Consider the following 25,140-nt stretch of genomic DNA (forward strand, 5'->3'; position numbering starts at 1 on the left):
GCGGCCGGACCCGGCCGCGCTACCAGCTGGCCATCGAGGCCCTGGTGACAACCACGGCCGATCCGAGGGCCTACCAGGCGTTGCACCCAGAGCACCAGCGGATCTGTGACCTGTGCCGTGAGGTCAAGGCGGTGGCCGAGGTGTCGGCACTGCTGTCGATCCCGATCGGGGCGGCCCGCATCCTTGTCGCCGACCTGGCAGAAGCCGGCATGGTAGTCATCCACCAGCCAGGCAGCGGCGAAGCCGGCGGACAGCCCGACGCGGCCCTGCTCGAAAGAGTGCTCAGCGGACTCCGTAAGCACCCGGACGCGGATGTCCGGGCAGGACAGGGCCCAGGCCACGCTCGTACCGGAGGCAAGGCCGCGGAGCGGTGGCTCGCGGACGGCTACCAGGTACTTTCCGATGACCTCGGCACTGTCCTGGACATCGAGACCGGCCTTCGTGAGGCGCTGCTCGACTCCCACCACGATGCCGCCGTCGCCGGCCTCGATGATGTCCTGGATGTGCAGGCCGGCCTGCATGAGGCTTTGAGGACACAGCCCGGCGTCGACACATGAGAGCCCACCAGCAGCCAACAGTCCCGCATGACCTCGACGCAGGCAGACTCCTGCGCAAACGTCCTCGGCGGCGTTATCAATGAGCACCGGTATGGTGCCTGATCAGCAGCGATGACTTTTCGAGCCTGACAGCAGCAGTGCCGCCAAGAACGCCCGGTCGCCAGGAGCGAACCGCACCCTTTCCTTGCCGAGTTGCCGCTCCAGCACCATCAGCTGGTGGCGCAGGGCAAGGATCTCCGCGTCCTTGTCGCGGTCGCTCATCGGTAGCAGGCGCAGCATGGCGAACGCGTGGGTCACAGCCAGGTAGCCCAGTCGTAGCAGCACAGCCGACCATCATTCCGCGACGATCGACAGCCGCGCGAGGGCACGGGGGCGAGCGCCTTCCAACGAGACTCCCTAAACCCTCGCACACCACCTCCCACCAGGGCGGACGGGTTTTTCGGCAGGCGCAGGGCAGAGCACACTCGAATGATGGACGGGCTGGCGTGGGGACCCGCATGAGCAGGGATTCTCTATGATTGATGCCATGGCTGATGGGACTCGACAGGATGCGCTGACCGATCGCGTGTACGAAAGCGTCAAGACGATGGTCATGGACCACGAGATCGAACCTGGCGCCCGTGTGAACATCGAGGGACTGGCCCGTCAGCTCAACGTGTCGGCGACCCCGGTGCGAGAGGCGCTCGCCCGGCTCGAGTCGGAGCGGCTCATGGTCAAGCGGCCCAACGCCGGCTATCGCGCCACCGACCTGCTCGACCCCGACGCCCTGCTGGACCTGTTCGAGATGCGGCTGTTGCTCGAACCCCGGGCCGCTTCACTGGCCGCGGAGAACGCGGGCGACGAGGAACTGCACCAACTGCGGTCCATCGTCGAGGAGATGCGCCGCCAGCCCGACCTGGGCGAGAAGTACTCGGACTATCGCCGGTTCGCCGCGCTCGACCAGGAGTTCCACGATGTGCTGGCCCAGGCCGCGGGGCGGCCGCTTCTCGCCGACGCGGTCAACCGCCTCCACGCCCATCTGCACATGCTGCGGCTGAACAGCGCGCCCGGATCTGTCGACGCCACCGTCGCCGAGCACGAGCACATCCTGGATGCTCTCGTGCAGCGCAACCCGGAGAAGGCGGCCGAGGCGATGGCCACGCATCTGCGCTCCAGCCGGGTGCGCCACCGCCCCCAGCCCCCGGCGCGCAGCCGGACCGCGTCCCGCTGAGCGCCAGCGGGCGGCACACCCGGGCGCGGTGCTCGGCTCCAACGCGTCTCAGCTCGGGTCGCCGTCGTCGCTCGGCGTCAGGCGTATGGTGACGATCTGGAAGGGACGGAGGCGCAGCCGGAACCGCGATCGGTCGACCGGGGTGATCGCGCCGCCCTCCGTACGCGGCCGTTCCAGCAGGTCGACCTCGACCGGGTCGCCGAGGCCGTCGGCGGTGCGCAGTTCGACGTCGGCCCGTCCGCCCCGCGACTCGTAGATCCGTACGATGACGTCTCCGCCGCGGTCGTCGGCCAACTTCACCGTCTCGATGACGGCACCGTCGCCGGTGAGCTTCACCAGCGGGGGGACCGGGTGCTCGCCGAGTCGGACCCGCGGCGGCAGGTTCAGTGCGTAGCCGGCCTCGATCACTTGACCGATGTCGCCGAGCACGAGCAGGTGATCGAAGGTGTGCTCGCCGCGGTCGGTGTCCGGGTCGGGGAAGGACGGCGCGCGCAGCAAGGAGGCGCGCAGCACGGTCGCGGTGCCGCCGCTCGGCCTGGTGTGCCGCGTGACATCGTGGCCGTACGTCGTCGCGTTGGCCAGGCCGACGCCGAAGCCGTGCTCGGCCACGTGGATCCACCGGTGGGCACAGACCTCATAGCGCGCCTCGTCCCAGGAGGTGTTCTCGTGCGTCGGCCGTTCCAGGTGGCCGAACTGCGTCTCCGCCGCGTGCCGTTCGGCGTGGACGTCGAGCGGGAAGCTCAGCTTCAGCAGCGCGTCGCGTTCCTGCCAGTCGACACTCGTCCGTACCCGCAGCCAGGGACGCCCAGGCTCCAGGCACGCCTCCTGGACCACCGCCGACGCACCCCGCTTGCCGAATGATCGCCGGATGACGAGCCGGTCCCCGCTTTGCTCGATCGCACGCCGTACACGCGGTGGCCGCCGTCAGGTCCTCGACGCTGTCGCGGTAGTGCCGGTCGATGTCCCAGGCGTCCCACCTGCTGGGCACGTCACGGTGGAGCTGCAGCAGGTTCCCGGGTTCCCCGGCGGGGATTGCGTCGCGGCCGCTCGCCAGGTCGACCAGGGAGACGAGCAGGCCGGCCTCGTCGAAGGTCGCCGCCACGAGACCGTTGGCCAGGCGGTGCCCCCGATTGGGGTGTGTCTCGACCGTGCCGGGTCCGGCCGTCCGCGGCGGGCCCGCGGCGAGGCTCGCGACGCCGTCGCGCTCGTGCGGGGCCGCGTTGAACAGCAGCGGCAGGTCGCCGGTGCCGCCCAGCACGGCCTGCGCCCCCTCGATGAGTGCATTCAGCCGCTTGTCGACGTCGGCGTACGCGGCCTCCGCCTCGCGGTGCACCCACGCGATCGAGGAGCCGGGCAGGATGTCGTGGAACTGGTTGAGTAGAACCTGCTTCCACACGGCGGCCAGCTCGTCGTACGGGTAGTCGGCCAGCCCGCGGACGGCGGCGGTGGTCAGCCACAGCTCGGCCTCGCGCAACAGGTGCTCGCTGCGGCGATTGCCGCGCTTCGTGCGGGCCTGCGAGGGCGAGGTGTAGGTGCCGCGGTGCAGTTCGAGGTACAGCTCCCCGCGCCACACCGGCGCGTCCGGGTACTCCGCCTCGGCGCGGCGGAAGAAGTCCTCGGGGCCGCCGAGCCCTACCCTCGGCGATCCTTCCAGATCCGCCGTACGGCGGGCCGCCGCGAGCATCTCGCGGGTGGGGCCGCCGCCGTCGCCCCAGCCGAACGGCACCAGCGACACGCTGGCCCTGCCGTGCTCGGTGAAGGTCTGCGAGGCGTGTGCGAGCTCGGCGGCCGACAGCTCGGAGTGGTAGGTCTCGACCGGCGGCAGGTGGGTGAACAGCCGGGTGCCGTCCAGCCCCTCCCACCAGAACGTGTGGTGCGGCATGGAGTTGCTGTCGTTCCACGACATCTTCGTGGTGAGCATCCACCGGCAGCCGGCAAGCGCTGCGATCTGCGGCAGTGCCGGGCTGTAGCCGAAGGAGTCCGGCAGCCAGACGTCCTGCGTCTCCGCGCCGAGCTCGGTCTGGAAGAACCGCTTGCCGAACACGAACTGCCGCACCAGGGCCTCACCGCCGGGCATGTCCGTGTCGGACTCGACCCACATGCCGCCGGCGGGGACGAACTGCCCGGTCCGCACCTTGGCCAGCATTCGCTGCCAGACTTTCGGGTGCTCGTTCTTGATCCATTCCCACTGCTGGGCCTGCGAGCAGGCGAAGACGAAGTCGGGCTCGTCGTCCATGAGCGTCATTACGTTGCTGAACGTTCGCGACGCCTTGCGGATCGTCTCGCGCACGGGCCAGAGCCATGCCGAATCAATGTGCGCGTGGCCGACCGCGACGACCGAGTGAGCGCTCGCGTGGGCGGGCGCAGTGAGCACGTCGCGCAGCATCGCTCGCGCGGTGGCGGCGGTGCCGGGAACGTCGTGCGGGTCCAGGGCGTCGAGCATCTGCTCCAGCGCACGGGCGATCGCCATCCGGCGCGGGGCGTCGGAGAGGACTGGCGCCGCAGGCCGTCGAGCGCGCGGATGTCGGCGAGCAGGTCCGCCACCTCGGTGCTGCGCAGCACGAGCTGCGCCCGGGCGAGCCGGTACAGCGGCCGCGGGTCGCGGGTGCGCACGTCACCCTGGTTCGTCGGGGTGAATGACCAGTTCCCCTGGTGCAGGTCCGGGTTGGCGGCGGCCTCGAGGAAGAACTCGACGCTCCCGTCGGGCGCGGGCGTGACCGGCACCCAGTCGGTGCGCGGAGCAACGCCCTTCAGCGGCGTCCCGTCGGGGCTGTACGCCAGGCCCTCGGCCTGGAAACCCGGCGTGCGCGCGTCGAAGCCGAGATCGACGACGGCCTCGACAGCCGCGCTGGGCCACGCGGCGGGCACCGTGCCCTGGAACCGGAACCATGTAGTGCTCCATGCCGGTCCCAGGGCGTCCCGATCTCGAACGGCCGGTATTCGGCGTCGGCCGGCCACGGGACCGGCTCGCCGGGCGCGTGCCACGCCGCCACGGTGAGCGGGGCGCGGTCGCGGTGGACGGCTGGCTCAATGCGGTCGCGCACGGCCCGGTTCAGGCGTGCTTCCAGCGTGTTGTCGTCCATGGTGGGTGGTGTTCCTATCCTCAGGGAGGGGTGGTGCACGCCGTGCTCACGGCGACGGCGGCCGACTGAACGCGCCCTCGGGCAGCGGTGCCGCGGGCCGTATTCGCGGCCACAGCGCATCAGGGATGGGCTCGTCGACCCGCCGCGCAGCGAGGCGCACCTGGTCGGGGGAGGTCATGCCGGCGACCACCGACGCCACCTCCGGCCGCCGCAGCGGGAAGCGGAGCGCGGCGTGGGCCAACTCGATGCCCGCGGCCCGGCAGAGCGCGGCGAGATCGCGGGCGCGGCGCAGCACCGGCTCGGTCACCGGCGCGTAGTCGAAGGTGTCGTCCTCGCCCGGCTCGGTCCGCGCGAGAATGCCGGAGTTGAACGGCGCCGCCGCGAGCACCGACACGCCGCGCTCGGCGCAGCGGTGCAGCAGCGGCTCGCCGGAACGGTCGAGCAGGGTCCAGCGTCCGGCGAGCATCACGGCGTCCACGTCGCAGCGGTCCACGATCTCCGCGAGCGGCTGCCAGTAGTTCATGCCGACGCCGACCGCCGAAACCAGGCCCTCGTCGCGCATCCGCAGCAGCTCCGGCACCGTCTCGGCGATCACCTGCGGGACGTGCAGGTCGGGGTCGTGTACGAGGGCGATGTCGACGTGGTCGACGCCCAGCCGGGTCAGGCTGTCTTCGAGGCTGCGCCTGACCCCGGCGGGGGAGTAATCGAGGCGCCTCCGCAGCGTGTCCGGCACGGCGAACCCCGAGTCGAGATCCGTGCCGCGAGGATCGTCGTTGGGGACGAGGAGCCGCCCGACCTTCGTCGAGATCACGTACTCGGCGCGGGGCCTGGACGCCAGCGCCTGGCCGAGCCGCTGCTCGGCCAGGCCGAGCCCGTAGTGCGGCGCCGTGTCGAAGTACCGGACGCCGGCCTGCCAGGCCGCGTCGACGGTCGCCTGTGCCTGCTCGTCGTCGACGGCGGCGTACAGGTTCCCGATCGGCGCGCTGCCGAAGCCGAGCTCGGTCACGTGGACGCCGGTCCGTCCGATCCGCCGGCGGTTCACGCGGCGGCCCCGCTGCCAACGGCGAGCCCGTACCAGCGGTTCGCGGTGCCCCCGTACACGGCGGCCCGGTCCGCGTCGTCGAGCGTCTCCAGCAGCGCCGCAGTGATCGACAAGGTGTGCCCGTAGCCGGCGGCCAGGGTGCACACCGGCCAGTCCGAGCCGAACATCAGCCGCCGGGCGCCGAACTCCTCCAGCAGCGGCCGGGCGTACGGGAGCAAGTGCTCGGCGTCGCGCTGCCCGTCGCCGGCCTCGGTGAGCAGGCCGGAGAACTTCACCGCGACGTTCGGCAGGGCCGCCAGCTCGGCGATGTGCGTCGCCCACGGTTCGATCGCGCCCGCCGCGATGGGTGGCTTGCCCGCGTGGTCGAGGACGAAGGAGGTGCCGGCGTGGCGCCGTACCGCCTCGATCGCCGAGGGGAGCTGTGCGGCGGTGACGATCAGGTCGAAGACCAGCCCGCGGTCGCCCAGGACGTCCAGGCCGGCGGCGACGTCCTGGCGCAGCAGCCAGTCTCCCTCTGCCGCGCCGGGCGGTTCGAGCTGAACCTGGTGCCGCAGGCCGACCAGGCCGGTGCCGCCCTCCGCCGCGCGCAGCCGGTCCAGGATGCCGGCGAGGTCGGGGGCGGTGAGGTCGGCCCAGCCGACGACACCGGCAACGCGGATGTCGCGCGCGTGCAGCCGCAGCAGCTCCACGGTCTCGTCCGTCGAGTCCACCGTCTCGACGACCACGGTCGCGTCGATGCCGTGGGCGTCGAGCTGCGGTGCCAGGTCGGTCATGGTGAAGTCGCGGCGCAGGACGGGCAGGTCCCGCGTCCATGGCTGGTCCCGGACCGACAGGTCCCACACGTGGTGGTGCGCGTCGACACGTGGCGGTCCCGCCACGCTTTCGGCGGCTTCAGCGCGGTCCGTCGTCATGGAACACCTCCTCCATCGGCGCCCACCACTCGCCGTCGGCCGCCGATGTGACCGGCTCCTGGCAGGGATCGGTCAGCTGCCACCACTGCTGCGTCGTCTCGTCCTCGGCGAGTCGCGCCAGATCGGTGTGCAGATCGTCCCCGGTGTACTCGTAGTAGCTGAACAACAGGCCGTCCCGGAGGAAGATCGAGTAGTTGCCGATGTGGGCGCGGTGCAGCGCGACCAGCACGTCCGGCCACACGGTCGCGTGCAGCTCCCGGTACTCCTGCTCCTTCTCCGGCCGCAGCCGGATGACGGTGGCCACCCGTTTCATCAAGGCTCCTCAAGTCGTTCAGGCGACCCGGTGGTCGTCCAGGGCGTCGGGGTTCCAGTCGATTCCGATGCCGGGTACGTCGGGAGGGGTCACGCAGCCGTCCTCGATGGCGAGCGTGCTGTGCGTGATCGCCTGGAGCTGCGGTATGTGCTCGACGAAGATCCCGTTCGGCACGGCCGCGGCAAGGCTGACGTGTAGCTCCATGAGGAAGTGTGGGCTCACCGCGACGTTGAAGGCCTCGGCGGCGTGCGCGACCTTCAGCCAGGGGGTGATCCCGCCGACACGGGCGACGTCGACCTGGACGATCCCGGCCGCGCCCGCGGCCAGGTAGGCGCCGAACCGCTGGACGGAGTACAGCGACTCGCCGACCGCCACCGGCACGCTGGTCGAGGCGGACAGCCGGCGGTGCCCGGCCAGGTCGTCGGCCGGCAGAGGCTCCTCGAACCAGGCGATGTCAAGCGGCTCGTACGTGCGAGCGCGGCGGATCGCCTCGGCGGCCGTGAAGGCCTGGTTCGCGTCGACCATCACCTCCAGCTCCGGGCCCACGGCCACGCGGACGGCCGCGAGCCGCTCGGCGTCCTCGGCCGGCGACGGCCTGCCCACCTTGATCTTCACGCCGCGCAACCCGGCCGCGGCCGACCGCTGCGCGCCTGCCACGACTTCTTCGATCGGCAGGTGCAGCCAGCCGCCCTCGGTGTCGTAGACGGGCAGCCGCTCGTGGGCGCCGCCCGCCATCCGCCACAGCGACTCGCCGGTACGGCGACCGCGCAGGTCCCACAGCGCGGTGTCGACGGCGGCGAACGCCAGCGAGGTGATTGCCCCGACGGTCGTCGCCCGAGTCTGGTCGAGCATGTGCCGCCACAGTGCCTCGACGGGCCGGGCGTCCCGCCCCAGCAGCGCCGGGACCAAGTGGTCCCGGATGAGCGACACGACGGCCCGCCCGCCGGTCCCGATGGTGTAGGAGTACCCGATGCCGGACAGCCCGTCGGACGTGTGGACTGTGGCGAGGACCGTCTCCTGCTTGACGAAGGACTGCATCGCGTCGACGCGTACGGCCGCCGGCTCGAGATCCACCAGCTGGACGTCGATGCGTTCGATTCGGGTCATGTCGTGTGCTTCCTGGATCGGGGCACGGTACGGCTCACTTGAGGGCGCCCAGCGTGATGCCGCTCGTGACGTAGCGCTGGAAGATGAGGAAGAGGATGACGATGGGAAACGTCGCGATGGTGAGGCCGGCGAAGAAGGCTCCCTGATCGCTGACGAACTGTCCCTGAAAGGACAGCAGCCCGACCGACAGCGTGCGGTTCTGCGGGCGGGTCAGCAGGACCACGCCGAACTGCACCTCGCTCCAGACGAAGATCAGCCCGAGCATCGAGACCGAGATGAACCCGCCCTTGCTGATCGGCAGGACGACGCGCAGCAGCGCAGCGAACTCCCCGCATCCGTCGATCTTGGCCGCCTCGAGCAGCTCGCGCGGCACGGCGGCGAACACCGACCGCATGATCAGGGCGATGGTCGGCGTCATGAACGCCGCGTACACCAGCGAGATGCCGAGCACGCTGTTGAGCAGGCGGTACCTGCCGAGGAGTTCGAACGTCGGAATCAGCGCGACGATCAGCGGGATGCTCAGCGCGAGCACCATGATGCGGCTGACCACGCCCGACAGTGCGCGGGTCGCGCGGGCCATGCCGTAGCCGGCGAGGCTGCCGCAGGTCACGCCAATGGCGAGGCTGCACAGCGTGATCAGCAGGCTGTTGCCGATGTACGTCGGCAGAGGTGCCCCGCCGACTGTGCCGCGCCAGGCGGTGTAGTAGTTCGACAGCATCCAGCGACCGCTGAGGCCCAGCGGATGGGCGTAGATGTCGGCCGTCGGATGCAGTGACAGCAACAGCATCGACAGGAACGGGACGATGGTGATCAGCGTCCAGACGAGCAGCAGCAGGTACCCGAGGTACCACAGCGGGCCGCGTCGCCGGAGCCGTCCGTGCCGGCGTGTGCCTGCCGCCATGTCGGCCGTCCAGGTCTTCGCGCGCCAGGCCGGTGTCGTCGGGGCCGTCATCGCGCGTCCAGCCGCTGCTGGCGGAACAGTTGCAGGACCACGACGCCGATGACACCGACGATCAGCGTCGTCACGACGGCGGTGGCCGAGCCGTAGCCGTAGTCCTGGTCGACGAACGACTGTTTGTAGACCAGCACCGGCAGGATGCTCGTGGCGTTGCCGGGCCCGCCCCGGGTCATCGCGTAGATGATGCCGAAGGCGTTGAAGGCGAACACCGACATCAGGGTCGTGACCGTACCGAGCATCGGCACGATGTTCGGCAGTGTGATCCGGAAAAGCCGTCCGGCTTCGGACACGCCATCGAGCGTGGCCGCCTCGTGGACCTCGGGGGAAATGGTGTCCATCGCGCCCAGCAGGATCAGCATCGCGTACCCGGTCTGCGTCCACACCGCGACGAAGATCGTCACGATCAGCGCGGTCGTCGGCGACGCGAGCCAGGCGTGTCCGTCGCCGAGTCCGAGTGAGCCGAGCACGGTGTTCACCACGCCGGTGGAGGGCTGGAATGAGTTGGACCAGAAGACGCCCGCGACGCTGACCGGGACGATCACCGGCAGGAACCAGATGGTCTTGAAGAAGCGGGCGCCGGGGACCTTCCGGTTGATCGCGTTGGCGAGCAAGGTCGCGATCACCACGGTGAAGACCACGGTGCCGACGAAGAACACCAGGCTGGTCACGATCGACTGCCGGACCAGCGAGTCGTTCATGAGCCGCCGGTAGTTGGCCAGCCCGCGGTAGGTGACAGATCCGATGCCGTCCCACGAGCCAAGGCTGATGTGCACCGACTCCGCGACCGGGTAGGCGATGAGCAGGGTCATCAGCACCAGCGCCGGTGCGACGATCAGAATCGGGAACTTCTGTGCGCTGCGGCGTGGCCTGCGGGCGGTGGCGGTGGCGGTGGCGGCAACCGGGGGGATCTCCTGGGCGGCCATCAGTCCGTCGCCCCGGAGACCTTGCCGGATTGCAGGTTCTCCAGTCCGGTCTGGAACTGCTGGGCTGCCTGCTGCGGGGTCAGCTTGCCGGAGACGAGCTTCTGCAGCACCGGCACCGCGAACGACTGCCCGAGCGTGGACGGCACGGTCGAGTCCCAGATGTTGACCAGTCCGACGGACTTGGACACCTCGAACTGCTGCTGCACCAGGTCGCCCAGGTTCGACAGCCTCGACGGCTGGATTGAGGTGAACACTGGCAGAGAGCCGCTGGCGGCGACCACGCTGACCTGGTACTTGTCGGTCATGAAGAACTTGAGGAACTTTTTGGCCAGCCCCGGGTTCGCCGCCTTGGCCGGGATGACGAAGGTGTCGCCGTTGAAGGCGTTGAACGGCGTCTTGCGGCCCTTCGTGAGCGGCGGCAGCAGGAACCAGCCCATGTCGAACGACGGCTTGGCCGCCTTCAGGTCCGCGTAGCTGTAGTTGCCGCCCTGCAGCATCGCGAGCCTGCCGCTGCTGAACAGCGCCTGGGCCTGTGTGGTGTCCATGCCGAGCATCCCCTTCTGGAAGATGCCCTTCTTCTGCCAGTCCTGGATGGTCCGCAGTACCTTCACAAAGCCCGGGTCGGTGTACTTGACGTTCGTCGGCGACCCCGGCTTGAAGTTCGTGAGCATGGCCTGGTAATCGCTCTCCGACACCGCGGTGGGCAGCAGCGCGTCGAGCGTGTGCCCCAGGTCGTACGGGCTCGACCCACCGACGCCGAAGCCCTCGTACCCTGCGGCCTTCAACTTGGCCGCCATGGACTCGAACTCGGCGACGGAGGCAACCTGGTGATCGGCCGGGTCGGGGATGCCTGCCTTGGCGAACGCCGCCTTGTTGTAGTAGATCGGGGCGATCAGCAGTTCCTCGTAGAGAACGCCGTAGTGATGCCCGTTGGTCGTGTAGTAGGCGGTCTGGCTCTTGGCGTACTTGTCCGCCAGGCCAGCGGCATCCCACACATCATCGATCGGGGTGAGCTGCTTGTTCTTCAGCAGCGCCGACCAGACGCCGGTACTGCGCTGGAGGTAGCCGATGTCCGGGGTGGCGGTCGAACTGAGCAGAGCCACGTTCGGGCCGCGGGAGCTGTTGGAGTCGACGCTCTCGAAGGTGACCTTGGTGCCGGGGTTGGCCTTCTCGAAATCATTGCCGACCTGTTGCATCCGATCGGCCATCGGCCCGGCGGGGATCTGCACACGTAGCGACTTGCCGTCGCCGGATGAAGCGCCCGGACCGGTGCCGCACGCCGAGAGGATGCTCGCGGCCGCGAGCAGGACGGCGGCGCGCCTGGCCGCCTTGGAAGTGTTAAAGGCCCGCACGTGACTCGTCTTTCCGGGAGTTGGACAGTTCGATGGCGATGACATCGATGAGGGCGCCGGTCGGTGGCGGCACGGTGATGAACAGCTCGCCGAGGGGCTCGTCCTCGGCGCCGTTGGCCTTGTGCACTTCCTCATTGACGGAGTACTCCAGAGGCTGCTCGGTGCCGAGCATGCGCACGCCGGCCACCGAGCCGATGGGCACGTTGCGCACGACGAGGAGGTCCTGCGGCTGGAGCAGCAGGTGCAGGTAGATGGTGTCGTCATGCTGGGTTGCGGGGCCGTGGAAGTCGAGGCGTTCGGACGCCGGCCCGGCGCCGAAGAGGCTCTCGCCGTGGCTGGCGAGCCAGGCGCCGAGCCGCTTGAGTGTGGCCACTTCGGTCGGCACAAGCGACCCGTCGCCGCGCGGCCCAATATTGAGCAGGAAGTTGCCGCCGCGCGAGACGACCTCGCTGAGGTAGCCGGCGAGCAGGCGCGGGCTCTTGTAGTCCAGGTCGTCGGGCCGGTACGCCCAGCTGTCGCTCATGGTGAGGCACAGCTCCCACGGTCCGCCCGGCGGACGGCGCGGCATGCCCTGCTCGGGAGTGGCGTAGTCGCCCCGACCCGGCAGCCGGTCGTTGATGATCACTTCCGGCTGCAGCGACTTGATCAGCTCGCGCAGCTCGGCGGCATGCCACTCCTCCGCGGTGCGTTCCCATTCCCCGTCGAACCAGAGCAGGTCGATCGTCCCGTACCGGGTGAGCAGCTCGGTGAGCTGTCCCTTGACGTAGTCGATGTAGCGCGCCCACCTCTCCGGCGACGGCCGGCGGTACCGGTCGTGCGGGTAGGGGCGGTCGGCGTCGGTGAACGCCGGGTAGTCCGGATGGTTCCAGTCCAGCAGCGAGTAGTAGACGCCGACCCGCAGGCCCTCGGCGCGCAGCGCGTCGAAGAACTCGCGGGTGATGTCGCGGCCGTACGGTGACGCCGCGATGGAGAAGTCCGAATGTTCGGTGTGGTACATCGAGTAGCCGGCGTGGTGCCGGACGGTGAAGACGACATAGCGCGCACCCGCGGCGCGGGCGAGGCGGGCGACCGCCCGCGGATCCCAGCGGTGCGGATCGAAGGTCGCGGCGGTCGACTGGTACTGCGCGACCGTGATGTCGGCTTCAGGCTCGGTACGGCCCGGAAGGATCGAATGGCCGACCAGCGGCCAGCCGATCTCCACGCCTTGCTGACTGGCGTGGTCCCAGTGGACGAACAGCCCGAAGGCCGCTTCACCGAACCAGTCGGGAATGGTCATGAGGGTCACCCTCCCCATCGAGAGGATCTTGATCCGAATCGGATGCTATAGGATTTGATTGAGGATGCAGGTCTTCCGATCGGACGTCAACCAGTCGTCGGAAGATTTCACAACGATCGAAGCCGTCCTCCTGATTGAGTGGCGTCAAGCGCGTGGTTTCAGTGATCGACGATGCGGAGGGTTGATGAGTGACCCCCGTGCCGCTGACGGCCACAGCCGCGACGAACAGCTCGGATTCCCGTGGATCGGTCAAGATCAGCGTTCGTGAGTGGGTCTTCCAGGCGCTGATGACCCTGCTCATGGATCACGACCTGGAGCCCGGCACGAAGCTGTCGATCGCCGGGCTCGCGCGCCAACTCGACGTATCCCAGACGCCGGTCCGCGAAGCCCTCGCCCGATGCGAGTCCGAGGGCCTCGTCGTGCGCCGGCCGAACGCCGGCTACCTGGTCGCCCCCCTGCTCGGCCGGACCGGCCTGGACGACCTCTACGATATCCGCCTGCTCCTCGAGCCGGCCGCCGCTGAAAACGCGCGGCACGGTACGCGGCCGCAGCCGAACTGGCCGGCCTGCACCGCACGCTCGAGCGGATGAGACCGCCGCTGCGCGGCGACACCTACGAGGCGTATCGCGGCTTCGCGGAGCTCGACGCCGCCTTCCACGACGGCATCGCCGAGGCGAGCTGCAGCTCGCTCATGGCCGACACGCTGCGCCGGTTCCGCGCGCACACCCACAGCTACCGCCTCTACTTCCGGCACAGCATCGCCGGTGAGGCCGTCGTCGAGCACCAGGCGGTGCTCGACGCCATCCGCGCCAAGGACCCGGAGGCCGCGGCGCACGCCATGCCCGACCACCTGGAGGCGTCGAGGTCGCGACTGAGGAACACCGGCGACTCCTGACAGGACGCCCGAGCTCGCGAGGCAGCGCGCCGGGCGAGTGCACAATGCGGCGGCGTCCGGTTGCCCTGAAGAGTGTCACTATTCCGATCAGGCTGCTGAGCTGGGCGTTTCCTGTGGATGATGAGTCAGCCGGGGTGACGTGGTGTGGTACTCGACCTCGTCGCCCTAGTCCGCGCCGACGCCCGCTTCGAACGCGGCGTCCTGGTCGAACGCTCACAAGCAACCGCAGCGTTAACGGCCGCCAGTCATCCGCCGCAGCCGCGGAGTTGTTCGCCCGCGTGGAACGATGAGGTCATGTGGTCGCGACTGCCGTTCGGGGATGAGTTACGGGCCGAGCTGGGCCCACCCAGGCGCTCTCGGCGTCTGGGCAGCAGTCCGCGCTCACGTGTGTGGAGCATGGAACTGGCCGGGGCACCGGCGGTGGTGAAGCAGATCGTCGAAGGTCCCGACGCCGACGAGCGGTACGCCCGCGAGGTGGCCGCGCTGCGGCTCGCCGCCCGGGCTGAAGGGCCTGTGGTGCCCGCACTTTGTGCCCGAGGCAGCGCAGTTCGCCGTGCACGCGTCGGAAGCCCCATCGGGAGTTCTCAGCGCCGAGCCGGATGACCAGGTCGCGGATCTCCTCGGGCGCGGAGGCCGCCCAGTAGACGGCGACTGCGTCCACTTCTGCTTCACCAGACGCTGGTGCCAGGCCAGCAGGGTGCGCGGTGAGACGATCCGGTGTTCACGCAATGGCCCGAGTGTTGGGCGGCCGAGGTTTGTTGCACAGTCCCGTCGCGCGACGAAATAACTTCCAGTCGGCGGTGGCCGACAACAAGATCAGCCGATCGATCCAGGTCTGTCCAGCGGGTGGGCACCTTCACGACCACGGCCGTGCCGGAGGCCTCCAGCACGCTGGTGGCCTCCCCGTCCTGGTGGGCGAACAGCACATCTGACCAGCTGTCACCTCTCCCCGCATCTCGGGGGAACCTCAGCCCGGCTCAGGGCAGACAGAAAGGCGGCCCGTCCTGGGGAGGCCTGTTTTCTGAGTACATAGCTGAGTATCGGGTCGGATGCGGGGCGGGCGGCCTCTGCCGATTCTTGTCCGCATGAGTGAGACATCAGTCAGGCAGCAGAGTACGGCCGCGTTCTACGGTCAGGCGGTCGCCTCCTTCGCTGTCGCCATGGCGGCCACCGCTATCGGCATTTTCCGGCTGCACGCCGACGCCTGGGTACGCGGCTTCCTGGCCATCGCCGTCCTCTATCTGGTGACCTCCGCTTTTACCCTGGCCAAGGTGATCCGGGACCGTCAGGAGGCCGGGCAGATCGTCAGCCGGGTCGATCAGGCGCGGATGGAGAAATTGCTCGCCGAGCACGATCCGTTCGAAAAGCTGTGAACCGTTCCGCATCCTGTGCGACTCTGTCGCCCGATTCGGTCGACCTGGTGAAACCGGTGGGCCGCTCACGATGAACGCGCAGGTGAGGCTGATCGAATCAGGTCTCACCACGAATCGGGCGACAGAGTCCTGTGCCGCTCGAAAAGTCATCGCTGCGTGTCATGCCGCATATTTGTACTCGTTGATGAGGCCGCCGAGGATCCGGGTGCGCAGGACTTTGCCGGTGCTGAGGGCATGCGCTGCGGCGGGTTGTTTGTGAGCGTCGGGTGGTCGCTGGTTGCGGGCCTGGTGAGGTCGGTGTTCGTTGTAGTGCCGCTCGTAGGCCGCGAAAACGTGGCGGGCATGGGCCTCGTTCATGATGAGGACGTGGTCGAGGGCTTCGCGTCGGATGCTGCCGATGGTGCGTTCGCAGTGCGCATTCATGCGGGGAGCCTGTGGCGCACTGTTGAGGATCTCCGTCTCCTCGGCCCGAAAGACGGCGTCGAAGGCCTCGCCGTACTTGCCATCGCGGTCGCGCAGCAAGAAGGGCAGGGTCTCGATGCGTATGCCCAGGCCGGCGGTGAGATTCCGCGCCTGCTGCACTGCCCGGTCCCGGGTCGGGTGGGCGGTGACCCCGGTGATGCGCAGTCGCCGGGTGCCGTGCTCGAGGAACACCAGCGCATACAACCGTCTGCCGAGGGCGGTGTCGATGTGGAAGAAGTCTGCCGCGATGAGGCCCTCGGCTTGCGTGGTCAGGAACTCGCGTCAGGTGGGGCCTTTCGAGCGGCACAGCGTTCGCGGTGCAGGTCGGAGTGGACGGCTTCGCCCTGCTGGAGGCGGTCCATCGGCCTGATACGCCGGCCTGGTCGCGGCAGTTGCCTGCCGTGCAGGTCCTGCGCCGGGCGTGGATCCAGCAGTACCACCGAGGCGGCGAACACGGTGAGGGGGTGCGCTGGCGGGAGGGCAAAGACCTTCCGCCGGGCAGACTCCGGCTGGTCAGCCCGCACGATCCGGATGCGCGCTGCGCGGTCAAGCGCGGCTTGATCTGGGACGGCTACAAGGTCCGCTACAGCGAGACCTGCGAGAATGATCTCCCTCATGTGATTGTGAACGTGGCCACCACGCACGCCGCGGTGGACGACTCCCGCCTGGTCGCAACCGTCCACGAACACCTGGAGCGGCGCGGAGCGAAACCAGGAGAGCACCTGGTCGACGGGGGCTACACCTCCGCCGCGATCATCCTGACCGCACGCGCCCAGGGCATCGGCATCCTCGGGCCCCTGCCGCCCGCCAGTGACCGCCAGACCCGGGCCAACCAGGGCTTCGCGCTCACCGACTTCCAGATCCACTGGGACGAGCAGTACGCCGTCTGCCCCAAGGGGGCCAAGAGCCGCTACTGGGGCAGCACCCGCATGGACGGACAGCCGCGGACCGTGGTCATCTTCCCCGAATGGGCCTGCCGCAACTGCAAGGTCCGCACCTCGTGCACCAGCGGTTTCACCCGGCGCCTGACCCTGCACCCCCGCGAGGAACACGAACTCCTCGAACAGCAACGTGCCGCACAGGAAACCGACGCCTGGAAACAGCGCTTCACCATGCGCGCCGGCGTCGAGGGCGCGATCTCCCAGGCCGTCCGCACCACCGGCATCCGCCGCAGCCGTTACCGAGGCCAGGCCAAGACCGGCCTGGCCTACGTCTTCAGCGCCGCAGCAATCAATCTCCACCGCATCGACGCCCACCTCACCGGACACCCCATCGGCACCACACGCCGCACCCACTTCGCCGACCTCGACCTCAATCCTCGACCCCGCAGGAAAACACGCACACGCTATCCGTGAATCGGGCGACAGAGTCGCACAGGATTGGGGCGTCATGGCCACCGTCAGCAGGCGGGTGGTTGTGCTGTTTCCAACCAGGCGGCGTTGCCCAGAGCATAGAACGGCCGAGGGTGGAGGACGCCCTCAGAGGGCGAGGGTGCAGACGACCGAGGGGACGCGCGAGGCCGGGGCGGGTCGGCTGAGGGCTCCGGTGGGCAGGACGCGGAGCGCGGCGAGGGTGCCGCTGTGCTGGTTGGCCACGAGCAGATGGCCGGCGACCAGGGCAAGGCCGCGGGGCCAGATCCCGCCGCTGGGCACCTCGCCGATCGGCTGGAGGTCGGTGCCGGACACCCGGAAGGCGGCCACCGTGTCGGCGCCGCGGTTGGTCACCCAGACGAAGCGCCCGCACGGCGAGGCGACGATTCCGCCGGGCTGGTTGGAGACGTCCCGGATCGTGGTGGCGGGCGTGCGGGAGACCGCGGTCAGGGTGCCGACGTCGGGGTCGTAGCGGTGGCAGGTGAGGGTGGAGGACAGTTCGTCCGCGCTCCAGGCACAGGTGCCGTCGGGCGCGAACGCCAGGTGGCGCGGTCCGGATCCGGGGCGTGCCCGGTTCACCGCGGTCTGCTGCAGGTGTCCCGTCCGGGTGTCGAGGCGGTAGGTGAAGACGGCGTCCGCTCCCAGATCGGTGGCCAGGACGAAGCGGCCGTCCGGGGCGACCACCACCTGATGGGCGTGGCTGCCTTCCTGCCGTCCGCGGACCGGGCCCGTCCCTTCGTGGACGGCGACGTCGGTCAGTTCGCGTATGCGCCCGTCGGCGTCGAGCCGGTGCACCGCCACGCTGCCCGGCATGGTGTCGCTGCCGTAGTTGGCCGTCAGCAGCCAGTGCCCGTCGGGGTGGACGGTGAGGTGGCACGGGTTGGCGCCGCCGCTGCCGACCGGGGCCCCGAGGGGGGACAGCACCTCGTCGTTCCGTCGCAGGACGGCGCTGACGGCGCCGGCGTCGGCCTCGTTCGTGCTGTAGACGACGTCCAGGGACGGATGTGCCGCGAGGAACGAGGCGCCGCTGAGGGGCACAGGGGACACCCGGGGTTCGTCCTTCAGCGAGCCGGTTCCCGGGGCGAACCGTACGGCGGCGAGCCCGGCACCGCTACCTCCGGTGTCCGGTGTGTAGGAGCCCGTGAGGACGAGCAGCTCGTCGGGGGAGGGAGTCGGTGTCGGCATGAGGGGTCCTTGGGGGTTCCTTTTAGGGGCCGGGGCGTGGTCAGCGGAGGATGTCGTCGTGGTGGTCGAGCAGGGCCAGTTCGGCGCGGCGGGGGAGGCCCTCCCAGTCGCCGGTTGAGCTGACCGCGAAGGCGCCAAGGAGCGCCGCCGTCCGCAGCCGCCGCTCCGGCGGCTCACCCGCGAGCAGTTCGGCCAGATATCCGGCAGCGAACGCGTCCCCCGCGCCCACCGTGTCGTGGACGCGGACGGGCACGGCGGGCTGCCGGTACGCCTTGCCGTCCAGGAGGGCGAAAGCTCCCGCCTCCCCCAGTTTGATCACGGCGCCGGCGGGCCCGAGGGCACAGATGCTCTTGGCGAGCTGCTCGGGCCCGTCACTGTCGGGCGTGCCGGGAACCATCAGCCGGGCTTCGTACGATCCCGCGAAGACCAGGTCGGCCTTGCGCAGCAGGGGCCGCAGGGCGTCCCCGGCCCTGGTCTCGTCCCACAGCAGGGAGCGGAAGTTGATGTCCAACGAGATCGGCACCCCGGCGGCGGAGGCGATGTCCACCGCTCTGCGGACGGCCAGGGCCGGGGCGTCGCCCAGGGCCGGTGTGATCCCGGTGATGTGCAGGACCGCCGCGCCCGCCACGATGTGCTTGGGGATGTCCTGTGGGCAGAGCCGGGCGCCCGCGGTGTGGGTGCGGTAGTAGCGGGTGCGGCCGTGGGTGGAGGTGCGTTGCTCCTTCAGCAGGAGCGAGGTGGGGGCGGTGTCCCGGGTGGCGACGGTGGTGACCCCTTCCGCGCGCAGTTCGCGCAGGATCAGCTCGCCGAGCCCGTCGTCGCTGACGCGGCCGATCCAGGTCGCGGACCCGCCGAGACGGCTGACCCCGATGGCGACGTTCGACTCCGCTCCGGCCACCCCCAGGCGCATCGTCGTCCCCAGGGCGAGCGGCCCGGGTTCCGGTGAGGACAGGACCGCCAGTGCTTCGCCGACCGTCACGAGGTACGGCTCCGTGCCCGGACCTTTCACGAGTCGGCCTCCTTTTCCGGTGCGGCTTCCGCTGCGGCGGCACTGACCGCTTCCAGCAGCGTGCGTGCTCTGTCGGTGAGGCGCCCCAGAGCGTCCGGGGTCGGATCGCGATCCGCTCCGCGCAGCAGCGGGGAGCCGATGCCCACGGCGTGGGCGCCCGCGTCCAGGAAGAACCGGGCCTGGGTGACCCCGACACCGCCGACGGCGATGATCGGGATATGCGGCAGGGGCGCCCGCAGCTGTCGCAGATGGGCGGGGCCGCCGGTGGAGGCCGGGAAGAGCTTGACGGCCGCCGCGCCCGCCTGCCAGGCGGTGGCCACCTCGGTGGGTGTCCAGGCGCCCGGGTAGCACGGAGTGCCGCCGCGGGTCGCGTTGCCGATGACGGCGGTGTCCACGTTGGGCGCCACCAGGAACTGGGCTCCGGCGGACAGCGCGTCCCGGGCCTGGCCGGTGGTGAGGACCGTACCGGCGCCGACCGCGACGCCGGATCCCAACTCATCGCGGATACGGGCCAGGGTGTCGAGCGCGCCGGGCGTGGTGAGGGTGACCTCCAGGCAGGTGATGCCGCCTGCCGTCAGGGCCCGGGCAACCGCGGGCAGCCCGGAGCCGTCGTCCGACCGGAGGATCGCCATGACCCGGGTGCGCAGCAGCTGCGGTGTGATGTCCGGACGGCTGGTCACTTGAGGCCCGAGGTGCTGATGCCGGAGACAAAGCCGCGCTGCATGATCAGGAAGAGGACGAGCACGGGCACGACGTACATCACGGCGCCCGCGGCGACGAGGTTGCTGAGCTGGGCGCCGTGTTCGTTCACGTAGCCGGTGGCGAGCTTCACCGCCAGGGTGGTGCGGTCGCTGTCCAGCAGCAGGGCGGGGGCGATGTAGTCGCCCCAGGTCCAGGAGAAGGACAGGATCAGGCTGGTGGCGATGACCGGCCACGACTGCGGCAGGAAGATGCGCCAGAAGATGCGGATATGTCCGCAGCCGTCGACGATCGCCGCCTCCTCCAGCTCCTTCGGCATGTTGGAGAAGAACTGGCGGAACAGGAAGATCAGGTACGGGGCGCCGCACAGGCCCCACAGGACCCACGGCATATAGGTGTTCAGCAGATTGAACTTGGCGAACACCAGATAGGTGGGGATGAGGGTGATGACGGCCGGCAGCATCATCGTCGACATCAGCAGGCCGAAGATGACGCGCTTGCCCGGTGCGTCGAGGCGGGCGAAGCCGTAGCCGGCCCAGGCCGAGGCCAGCGTCACCAGCACCGAGTAGATGGTGGCTATCGTCAGGGAGTTGCGGGCGTAGGCGAGGTAGGGGATGCGGGTCAGGGCCTCTTGGAAGTTGCCGAGAGACGGGTGGTGGGGCCACCAGTGGATGGGCAGGGCCCGCAGTTCGCCGACATCTTTCAGCGCGGTGATGGCCAGCCAGCCGAACGGGCTGAGGAAGAGGACGAGGAGCGCCACCAGAACCATGTAGACGGCGCTGCGCTTGGCCAGGGTCATCGCTTGCCTCCGAGCGTGCGCGGCTTGGTCGTGGCCGTTTCCGGGGCTGTGTTGTAAAAGACCATGCCCTTGCTGAGCCTGAAGACGAGGAAGGTGATCACCAGAATGCAGGCGAACAGGATCCACAGCAGGGCCGAGGCGTACCCGTACCGGCCGTTGGCGAAGTACTGGGCGAAGACGTTGATCATGTAGAAGTAGTTGCTCTCGGGCACGGCGGTGACGCCGTGCGGGGTCGGGTCGAGCGCGATCAGCAGCGGCATGAAGCTCTGCAGGGCGGCGATGATGCCGGTGACGACCTGGAAGAAGAGCACGGGGGAGAGCAGCGGCAGCGTGATGCGGGTGAAGGACTGCCAGGCGCTGGCCCCGTCCATCCGGGCCGCCTCGTGCAGCTCCTTGGGGATGTCCTGAAGCCCCGCCAGCGAAATGATCATGACATTGCCGACTCCCCACAACGTCAGCATGATCAGCACCCAGCGGGCGTAGGGGTCCATCAGCCAGGCGACACCGTTCATGTTCAGGGCGTCCAGCACGCCGTTGGCGGCTCCGGAGTCGCGGTCGAAGATGAGCTTGAAGGTGAGCGCGGCGCCGACCGGCGGTACCACCGCCGGCAGATACAGCAGGGTGCGGAACAGACCGCGGGCCCGGATCGGCTGGTTGATCAGTACGGCCAGCAGGAGCCCCGCCACGATGGTCAGCGGCACGGTGATCGCGGTGAACACTCCGGTGCGGGCCAGAGAGTGCAGCGTGTCCGGATCGGTGAGGGCCTCTTTGTAGTTGGCCAGGCCCACGAAGTGGGTGCGGGGAGAGAGCCCGTCGGAGTCGGTGAAGCTGAGCCACAGCGCGTACCCCAGCGGGTAGACCGTCAGCGCCAGAAAGCCCACCAGCCACGGGCCGGCGAAGAGGTAGAAGGCACGGGCCCGGCGCCCCCGCACCGAGCGGAGACCGCTCGCCCGTGCCGGGCGGGAGTGGCGGGCCCGCCCCGCCGCCTGCCTGTCCGGGGACGGCGCGAGGGACTCGGCGGCCCTGGTGACCTCGACGCTCACCCCAGGACCTTCTTTCCGTTGGCGAGCTGCTTGTTCATGTCCGCGTTGAGCTGGTCGGCCACCTTGCCGGCGGCGGTCTTGGACTTGACCGCGCCCGGCAGGATCTTGTTGATGGACGCGTCCAGGGCGGTGAGCTGGGCGTACGGGGAGAAGGTCAGGACGGAGAAGTGCTTCAGCTCCTGCTGCTGCACTTTGTACGCCTGCTTCTGGAACGGCTGGCTCTGGGGCATCTGCGAGTGCAGCGACTTCAGGGTGGGGATGCCCCAGCCGCTGGCCGCCCGGTCCTGGGCCGGCTTGCCGCCGAAGTACCACTCGAAGAACTTCCAGGCCAGGTCCTTCTTCTTGGCTTCCTTGGGAATCCAGTAGCCGGTGGCGCCGAAGCAGGGGCTGATGCGGTGGCTGCCGAGCTGGGGGGCGGGCGCGAACCGGGACACCTTGGCCAGCTTGGCGTCACCGCCGATCGAGCCGCCGAACCAGTAACCGTCGCCGGCCATCGCCATGCGCCCGGCCTGGTACGTGGGCCAGTCCCAGCCGTCCGGGTTGGGGTTGGACACGCTCGGGCCGATGTCGGCCCGGGCGTACTCCAGATACCAGTTCAGCGCCTTGAGCGCCTCAGGCGAGGAGAAGTCCACCGAGGTCAGGTCCTGGGAGAACAGGCTGCCCCCGGCCGAGGCCGTCATCCCCATGATCGTACAGAAGGTGCTGAGCCCCGAGGCGTTCATCCCGTACACCTTGACCTTGCCGAGCCGGCGCTTGACCAGGCGCTTGCCCATGTCCAGCCACTCGTCCTGGGAGAGCGGCTCGGTCTCGCTGGGCAGGTCCAGCTTGGCCTCCTCGAGCAGGTCGGTGCGGTACCAGAACATCGAGTCCTGTGAGTAGTCCTTGGCCATGCCGTAGCGGGGGCCGGCGCCCTGCTTCTTTCCGTCGAAACGCCACACGTCGTTGACCGGGTCCAGGTCGGAGACCTTGAGCGCCTTGCTCTTGGCGAAGTACTGGTCGAGGTCGGTCATCACCCCCCGCGCGGCGAAGTACGGCGTGTCCGTCGCGCCGAGACCGCGCACCACGTCCGGCGGGGTCTTGCTGGCCAGCATGGCGTTGAGCTTGGTGGTGTCGTAGAGAACGAACTTGACCTTGCAGCCCAGTGCCGCTTCCGCGGCCTTGATCGTCTTTTTGTCCATCTCGTTTTCGACGGACATGATCGTGAGCGTCTCGCTACCGCCGCCGGAGCCGCTGTCCTCGACGGAAGCGGCGCAGCCGGGCAGGGCGGTGGCGGCCAGCGCGGCACCGGCCGAGACGGTGAGGAAGCGACGCCGTCCGAGGGGAGCCGTGTCAGGAAGGGACATCTTTGTCAGCCTTTCGTGTGCGGGTGTCCGAGCAGAGGGAGGAGGGCAGGCCGCAGTGGCCGAGGAGGAAACCGTTCCGGCCGGGGCAGAGGGGGCGCGCGGCGCGTGGTGCCGCCTCGAGATGCCACCGGGCGTGGTGGGTTCGACACAGCTCCGCCCGCGGGGTGAAGTGGCGTCGGCATGTCGGTTATGGGCTGAAACTTTCGACCTTTGGGTGTCTGCTGAGATTCAGGTACTTCGCCCAAGGAAACCGGTTGACTGGAGGTGCGGCGAACGTTAGGTTCCGGCGTCATAAGGTGTCAAGGGGTTGAACATCGTTCGACTGGTCGAACATCTAGGGGTGTTGGGCCATCGAGAAGGAGAACTGGAAATGCCGGACCCATCCGTCCCCGTGCAGCCGGTCCGGGCGAAACTCGTGGACGTCGCCCAGGCGGCCGGGGTCTCCAAAGCCACCGTGTCCAAGGTGCTCAACGGCCGCGACCTGTCCGTTCGGGAGGAAACCCGGCAGCGCGTCCACGAGGCCGCCCGGACACTCGGCTACCGTCCCCACTCCGGGGCCCGGGCGCTGGCCGGCGCCAGCACCCACGCCCTCGCCCTGCTGGTGCCCGCCCTGGCCAACCCCACCTACGTCACCATCGCGCGCGGCGCCTACCAAAGGGCCCGTGAACTGGGCTATCTCTCCCTGCTCGCCGAGGACTTCGACGGGCAGGAGGCGGACGAGTCCTTCAGCGAACTGGTGCAGGAGGGCCGGGTGGACGGACTGCTCATCGCCTCGGCGCGCCCCGGCCATTCCCTGGTGGACACCGTGAGCCGCAGCTCCATCCCCCATGTGTTCCTCAACCGGTCGGTGGAAGGGTCCGGTCGCAATGTCACCATGGATGTGGCGCGCTCCAGTGTCACCGCCCTCGACCACCTCCACAGCCTCGGCCACCGGGCGATCGGCCACATCGCCGGCCCGCCCGGGATCACCCCGAGCGACGCCCGTAAAGAGGCGTTCTTGCGCCACGCCGGACAACTGGGGCTGCATGCCGCACTCGTCGCCTCCGGTGACTTCACCGAAGACGGCGGCGTGTCCGCCACCCTGCAACTGCTCGGCGCCGCCAAAGGGGGCGGCCCTCCGCCCGTCACGGCCCTCTACACCAGCTCGCTCGCCCAGGCCATCGGCGCCATGGGGGCGATCCGGTCCCTGGGGCTGCGCATCCCCGAGGACGTGTCCGTGGTCGGCAACGACGACCTCCCCGTCGCCGGCCACCTCTGCCCACCGCTGACCACCGTGGCGATGCCCCTGTACGACCTGGGGACCACGGCAGTGGACGCCCTGGTCGCCGCCATCCGGGGGACACCGATGGGAGACATCGTCGTACCCACCGAGCCGCGTCTGGTATCGCGCGGTTCCACGACAGCACCAGGAGCAACACCATGACCTCCGCTGGACTGTCCCGCTTCACCGGCCGTACGGCGCTGCTCACCGCGGCGGCCTCCGGAATCGGCGCGGCCACCGCCCATCGCCTGGCCGCCGAAGGCGCCTTGGCCCTGGTCACCGATGTCGACGGCGAGGGCGCGCGCCGCGTGGCCGAGGAAATCAGGGCCAAGGGAGGGCAGGCCCAGGACCGCCGGCTCGATGTCACCTCGCCCGGCGAGTGGGACGAGGCCATCCAGCACGCCCGGTCCTGGACCGGCCGTCTCGACGTCCTCCATCTCAACGCCGGCCGCAACCTGTACGGGGCGGCACACGAGTTGGACGACAAATCCTGGCACCACCAGTTGCGGCTGTGCTTGGATTCGGTGTTCTATGGCGTGCGGGCCGCGGTGCCACAGCTCCAAGCGGTCCGTGGCGCGGTGGTGGTCACCTCGTCCATCCACGCGGCCCTGGGGTTCAAGGGCTACCCCGCGTACGCCGCGGCCAAGGCCGGCGTCGGTGGCCTGGTGCGTCAACTGGCCGTCGAATACGGCGGACAGGTGAGGTTCAACGCCGTCCTCCCCGGCTCCGTGTTCACGGCCCTGTGGGCGGACACGCCACCCGAGCAACTCGCCGAGGCGGGCGCGCGGGCGCCGGTCGGACGGCTCGGAATGCCGGAGGACATCGCCGCGGCGGTGGCCTACTTCGCCTCCGACGACTCGTCCTTCGTCACCGGCCAGAGCCTGCTCGTGGACGGCGGCCGCGGCATCAGCGCCCAGGAGTAGCCCGCACGCGCCCCGCGCCCTGCTAAGCCCAGCCCCTCTTCCGCCC

The 25,140-nt window shown here is 69.5% G+C and carries 23 protein-coding genes and 3 pseudogenes; 9 read left to right on the forward strand and 17 right to left on the reverse strand.

The annotated features are described in order from the left end of the window. Positions 1–299: pseudogene (locus CCN51_RS58210) on the forward strand (DUF742 domain-containing protein); the annotation flags it as partial. A gap of 360 nt (positions 300–659) precedes the next feature. Here the strand turns inward: CCN51_RS58210 and CCN51_RS35480 are convergent. Further along, positions 660–881: a hypothetical protein gene (locus tag CCN51_RS35480; RefSeq protein ID WP_014173902.1), complete on the reverse strand. Its 222-nt coding sequence runs from the start codon at positions 879–881 to the stop codon at positions 660–662. 202 nt (positions 882–1,083) lie between these two features. Between CCN51_RS35480 and CCN51_RS35485 the strand changes: the two genes are divergently transcribed. Then, complete coding sequence (locus CCN51_RS35485; protein WP_043486201.1) at positions 1,084–1,767, forward strand: GntR family transcriptional regulator; 684 nt, start codon at positions 1,084–1,086, stop codon at positions 1,765–1,767. 48 nt (positions 1,768–1,815) lie between these two features. On the opposite strand, the pseudogene CCN51_RS35490 reads toward CCN51_RS35485, so the two are convergent. From CCN51_RS35490 to CCN51_RS35530, 9 genes and pseudogenes are all read right to left on the reverse strand, one after another. Beyond that, positions 1,816–4,850 (reverse strand): annotated as a pseudogene (locus tag CCN51_RS35490) (alpha-mannosidase). Between the two features lie 46 nt (positions 4,851–4,896). Next, the gene (locus tag CCN51_RS35495) at positions 4,897–5,892 is read right to left on the reverse strand and encodes an aldo/keto reductase (protein ID WP_014173906.1); all 996 of its coding nucleotides are present in this window, start codon (positions 5,890–5,892) and stop codon (positions 4,897–4,899) included. Then, positions 5,889–6,803: an amidohydrolase family protein gene (locus CCN51_RS35500; RefSeq protein WP_014173907.1), complete on the reverse strand. Its 915-nt coding sequence runs from the start codon at positions 6,801–6,803 to the stop codon at positions 5,889–5,891. Before CCN51_RS35500 ends, CCN51_RS35495 begins: the two co-directional genes overlap by 4 nt. After that, positions 6,784–7,116 (reverse strand): L-rhamnose mutarotase, encoded by a 333-nt coding sequence (locus tag CCN51_RS35505; RefSeq protein WP_014173908.1) that lies wholly within the window; start codon positions 7,114–7,116, stop codon positions 6,784–6,786. Before CCN51_RS35505 ends, CCN51_RS35500 begins: the two co-directional genes overlap by 20 nt. Positions 7,117–7,134: 18 nt before the next feature. Then, positions 7,135–8,223, reverse strand: a complete 1,089-nt coding sequence (locus CCN51_RS35510; protein ID WP_014173909.1) for a mandelate racemase/muconate lactonizing enzyme family protein — start codon at positions 8,221–8,223, stop codon at positions 7,135–7,137. Between the two features lie 34 nt (positions 8,224–8,257). Beyond that, a complete protein-coding gene (locus tag CCN51_RS35515; protein WP_014173910.1) occupies positions 8,258–9,175 on the reverse strand; it encodes a carbohydrate ABC transporter permease in 918 nt (305 codons plus the stop codon). After that, on the reverse strand, positions 9,172–10,104 hold the full coding sequence (locus CCN51_RS35520) for a carbohydrate ABC transporter permease (protein ID WP_014173911.1): 933 nt from the start codon (positions 10,102–10,104) through the stop codon (positions 9,172–9,174). The genes CCN51_RS35515 and CCN51_RS35520 overlap by 4 nt, the downstream gene beginning before the upstream one ends. Beyond that, positions 10,104–11,456, reverse strand: a complete 1,353-nt coding sequence (locus CCN51_RS35525; RefSeq protein WP_014173912.1) for an ABC transporter substrate-binding protein — start codon at positions 11,454–11,456, stop codon at positions 10,104–10,106. Before CCN51_RS35525 ends, CCN51_RS35520 begins: the two co-directional genes overlap by 1 nt. Further along, a complete protein-coding gene (locus tag CCN51_RS35530) occupies positions 11,443–12,732 on the reverse strand; it encodes an alpha-L-fucosidase (protein WP_014173913.1) in 1,290 nt (429 codons plus the stop codon). The genes CCN51_RS35525 and CCN51_RS35530 overlap by 14 nt, the downstream gene beginning before the upstream one ends. 197 nt (positions 12,733–12,929) lie before the next feature. On the opposite strand from CCN51_RS35530, the gene CCN51_RS35535 reads away from it, so the two are divergent. From CCN51_RS35535 to CCN51_RS35560, 4 genes and pseudogenes are all read left to right on the forward strand, one after another. Beyond that, positions 12,930–13,322 (forward strand): GntR family transcriptional regulator, encoded by a 393-nt coding sequence (locus CCN51_RS35535; protein ID WP_014173914.1) that lies wholly within the window; start codon positions 12,930–12,932, stop codon positions 13,320–13,322. Continuing rightward, complete coding sequence (locus CCN51_RS35540; protein WP_055413856.1) at positions 13,319–13,627, forward strand: FadR/GntR family transcriptional regulator; 309 nt, start codon at positions 13,319–13,321, stop codon at positions 13,625–13,627. Before CCN51_RS35535 ends, CCN51_RS35540 begins: the two co-directional genes overlap by 4 nt. Positions 13,628–13,921: 294 nt before the next feature. Then, positions 13,922–14,155, forward strand: a pseudogene (locus CCN51_RS58215) (aminoglycoside phosphotransferase family protein); the annotation flags it as partial. A 557-nt stretch (positions 14,156–14,712) separates the two neighbouring features. Beyond that, on the forward strand, positions 14,713–15,000 hold the full coding sequence (locus CCN51_RS35560; protein ID WP_043489037.1) for a YiaA/YiaB family inner membrane protein: 288 nt from the start codon (positions 14,713–14,715) through the stop codon (positions 14,998–15,000). Between the two features lie 159 nt (positions 15,001–15,159). On the opposite strand, the gene CCN51_RS35565 is transcribed toward CCN51_RS35560, so the two are convergent. Next, positions 15,160–15,654 (reverse strand): integrase core domain-containing protein, encoded by a 495-nt coding sequence (locus tag CCN51_RS35565; protein ID WP_342749405.1) that lies wholly within the window; start codon positions 15,652–15,654, stop codon positions 15,160–15,162. 125 nt (positions 15,655–15,779) lie between these two features. Here CCN51_RS35565 and CCN51_RS35570 point away from each other — a divergent pair, with 125 nt between their 5' ends. After that, on the forward strand, positions 15,780–16,817 hold the full coding sequence (locus CCN51_RS35570) for a transposase (RefSeq protein WP_063647518.1): 1,038 nt from the start codon (positions 15,780–15,782) through the stop codon (positions 16,815–16,817). 123 nt (positions 16,818–16,940) lie between these two features. On the opposite strand, the gene CCN51_RS35575 is transcribed toward CCN51_RS35570, so the two are convergent. Genes CCN51_RS35575 through CCN51_RS35600 form a run of 6 tightly spaced genes read right to left on the reverse strand, consistent with a single transcriptional unit; the run spans position 16,941 to position 22,910 of the window. After that, the gene (locus CCN51_RS35575) at positions 16,941–18,017 is read right to left on the reverse strand and encodes a lactonase family protein (protein WP_014173918.1); all 1,077 of its coding nucleotides are present in this window, start codon (positions 18,015–18,017) and stop codon (positions 16,941–16,943) included. Between the two features lie 40 nt (positions 18,018–18,057). Then, on the reverse strand, positions 18,058–19,026 hold the full coding sequence (locus CCN51_RS35580) for a sugar kinase (RefSeq protein ID WP_014173919.1): 969 nt from the start codon (positions 19,024–19,026) through the stop codon (positions 18,058–18,060). Next, a complete protein-coding gene (locus CCN51_RS35585) occupies positions 19,023–19,706 on the reverse strand; it encodes a bifunctional 4-hydroxy-2-oxoglutarate aldolase/2-dehydro-3-deoxy-phosphogluconate aldolase (RefSeq protein ID WP_014173920.1) in 684 nt (227 codons plus the stop codon). Before CCN51_RS35585 ends, CCN51_RS35580 begins: the two co-directional genes overlap by 4 nt. After that, a complete protein-coding gene (locus CCN51_RS35590) occupies positions 19,703–20,524 on the reverse strand; it encodes a carbohydrate ABC transporter permease (RefSeq protein WP_014173921.1) in 822 nt (273 codons plus the stop codon). Before CCN51_RS35590 ends, CCN51_RS35585 begins: the two co-directional genes overlap by 4 nt. After that, positions 20,521–21,567 carry a carbohydrate ABC transporter permease gene (locus CCN51_RS35595; RefSeq protein ID WP_014173922.1) on the reverse strand — a complete coding sequence of 349 codons (1,047 nt, stop codon included), beginning with the start codon at positions 21,565–21,567 and terminating at the stop codon, positions 20,521–20,523. The genes CCN51_RS35590 and CCN51_RS35595 overlap by 4 nt, the downstream gene beginning before the upstream one ends. Continuing rightward, positions 21,564–22,910 (reverse strand): extracellular solute-binding protein, encoded by a 1,347-nt coding sequence (locus tag CCN51_RS35600; protein ID WP_014173923.1) that lies wholly within the window; start codon positions 22,908–22,910, stop codon positions 21,564–21,566. The genes CCN51_RS35595 and CCN51_RS35600 overlap by 4 nt, the downstream gene beginning before the upstream one ends. 370 nt (positions 22,911–23,280) lie before the next feature. Here CCN51_RS35600 and CCN51_RS35605 point away from each other — a divergent pair, with 370 nt between their 5' ends. Together CCN51_RS35605 and CCN51_RS35610 are read left to right on the forward strand one after the other, a co-directional pair. Next, positions 23,281–24,333, forward strand: coding sequence for a LacI family DNA-binding transcriptional regulator (locus CCN51_RS35605; protein ID WP_014173924.1), 1,053 nt, complete (start codon positions 23,281–23,283; stop codon positions 24,331–24,333). Next, positions 24,330–25,094, forward strand: coding sequence for an SDR family NAD(P)-dependent oxidoreductase (locus CCN51_RS35610; protein WP_014173925.1), 765 nt, complete (start codon positions 24,330–24,332; stop codon positions 25,092–25,094). The genes CCN51_RS35605 and CCN51_RS35610 overlap by 4 nt, the downstream gene beginning before the upstream one ends. The last annotated feature ends 46 nt before the right edge of the window (positions 25,095–25,140 follow it).

Source organism: Streptomyces milbemycinicus (genome assembly GCF_002154605.1).
GTDB classification, from domain to species: Bacteria; Actinomycetota; Actinomycetes; order Streptomycetales; family Streptomycetaceae; genus Streptomyces; species Streptomyces milbemycinicus.

Coding starts and splice junctions, on each gene's coding strand:
- CCN51_RS35485 (WP_043486201.1), top strand. CDS start 1,084: ATGGCTGATGGGACTCGACAGGATGCGCTGACCGATCGCGTGTACGAA.
- CCN51_RS35500 (WP_014173907.1), bottom strand. CDS start 6,803: ATGACGACGGACCGCGCTGAAGCCGCCGAAAGCGTGGCGGGACCGCCA.
- CCN51_RS35505 (WP_014173908.1), bottom strand. CDS start 7,116: ATGAAACGGGTGGCCACCGTCATCCGGCTGCGGCCGGAGAAGGAGCAG.
- CCN51_RS35510 (WP_014173909.1), bottom strand. CDS start 8,223: ATGACCCGAATCGAACGCATCGACGTCCAGCTGGTGGATCTCGAGCCG.
- CCN51_RS35515 (WP_014173910.1), bottom strand. CDS start 9,175: ATGACGGCCCCGACGACACCGGCCTGGCGCGCGAAGACCTGGACGGCC.
- CCN51_RS35520 (WP_014173911.1), bottom strand. CDS start 10,104: ATGGCCGCCCAGGAGATCCCCCCGGTTGCCGCCACCGCCACCGCCACC.
- CCN51_RS35530 (WP_014173913.1), bottom strand. CDS start 12,732: ATGACCATTCCCGACTGGTTCGGTGAAGCGGCCTTCGGGCTGTTCGTC.
- CCN51_RS35540 (WP_055413856.1), top strand. CDS start 13,319: ATGAGACCGCCGCTGCGCGGCGACACCTACGAGGCGTATCGCGGCTTC.
- CCN51_RS35560 (WP_043489037.1), top strand. CDS start 14,713: ATGAGTGAGACATCAGTCAGGCAGCAGAGTACGGCCGCGTTCTACGGT.
- CCN51_RS35575 (WP_014173918.1), bottom strand. CDS start 18,017: ATGCCGACACCGACTCCCTCCCCCGACGAGCTGCTCGTCCTCACGGGC.
- CCN51_RS35590 (WP_014173921.1), bottom strand. CDS start 20,524: ATGACCCTGGCCAAGCGCAGCGCCGTCTACATGGTTCTGGTGGCGCTC.
- CCN51_RS35600 (WP_014173923.1), bottom strand. CDS start 22,910: ATGTCCCTTCCTGACACGGCTCCCCTCGGACGGCGTCGCTTCCTCACC.
- CCN51_RS35605 (WP_014173924.1), top strand. CDS start 23,281: ATGCCGGACCCATCCGTCCCCGTGCAGCCGGTCCGGGCGAAACTCGTG.
- CCN51_RS35610 (WP_014173925.1), top strand. CDS start 24,330: ATGACCTCCGCTGGACTGTCCCGCTTCACCGGCCGTACGGCGCTGCTC.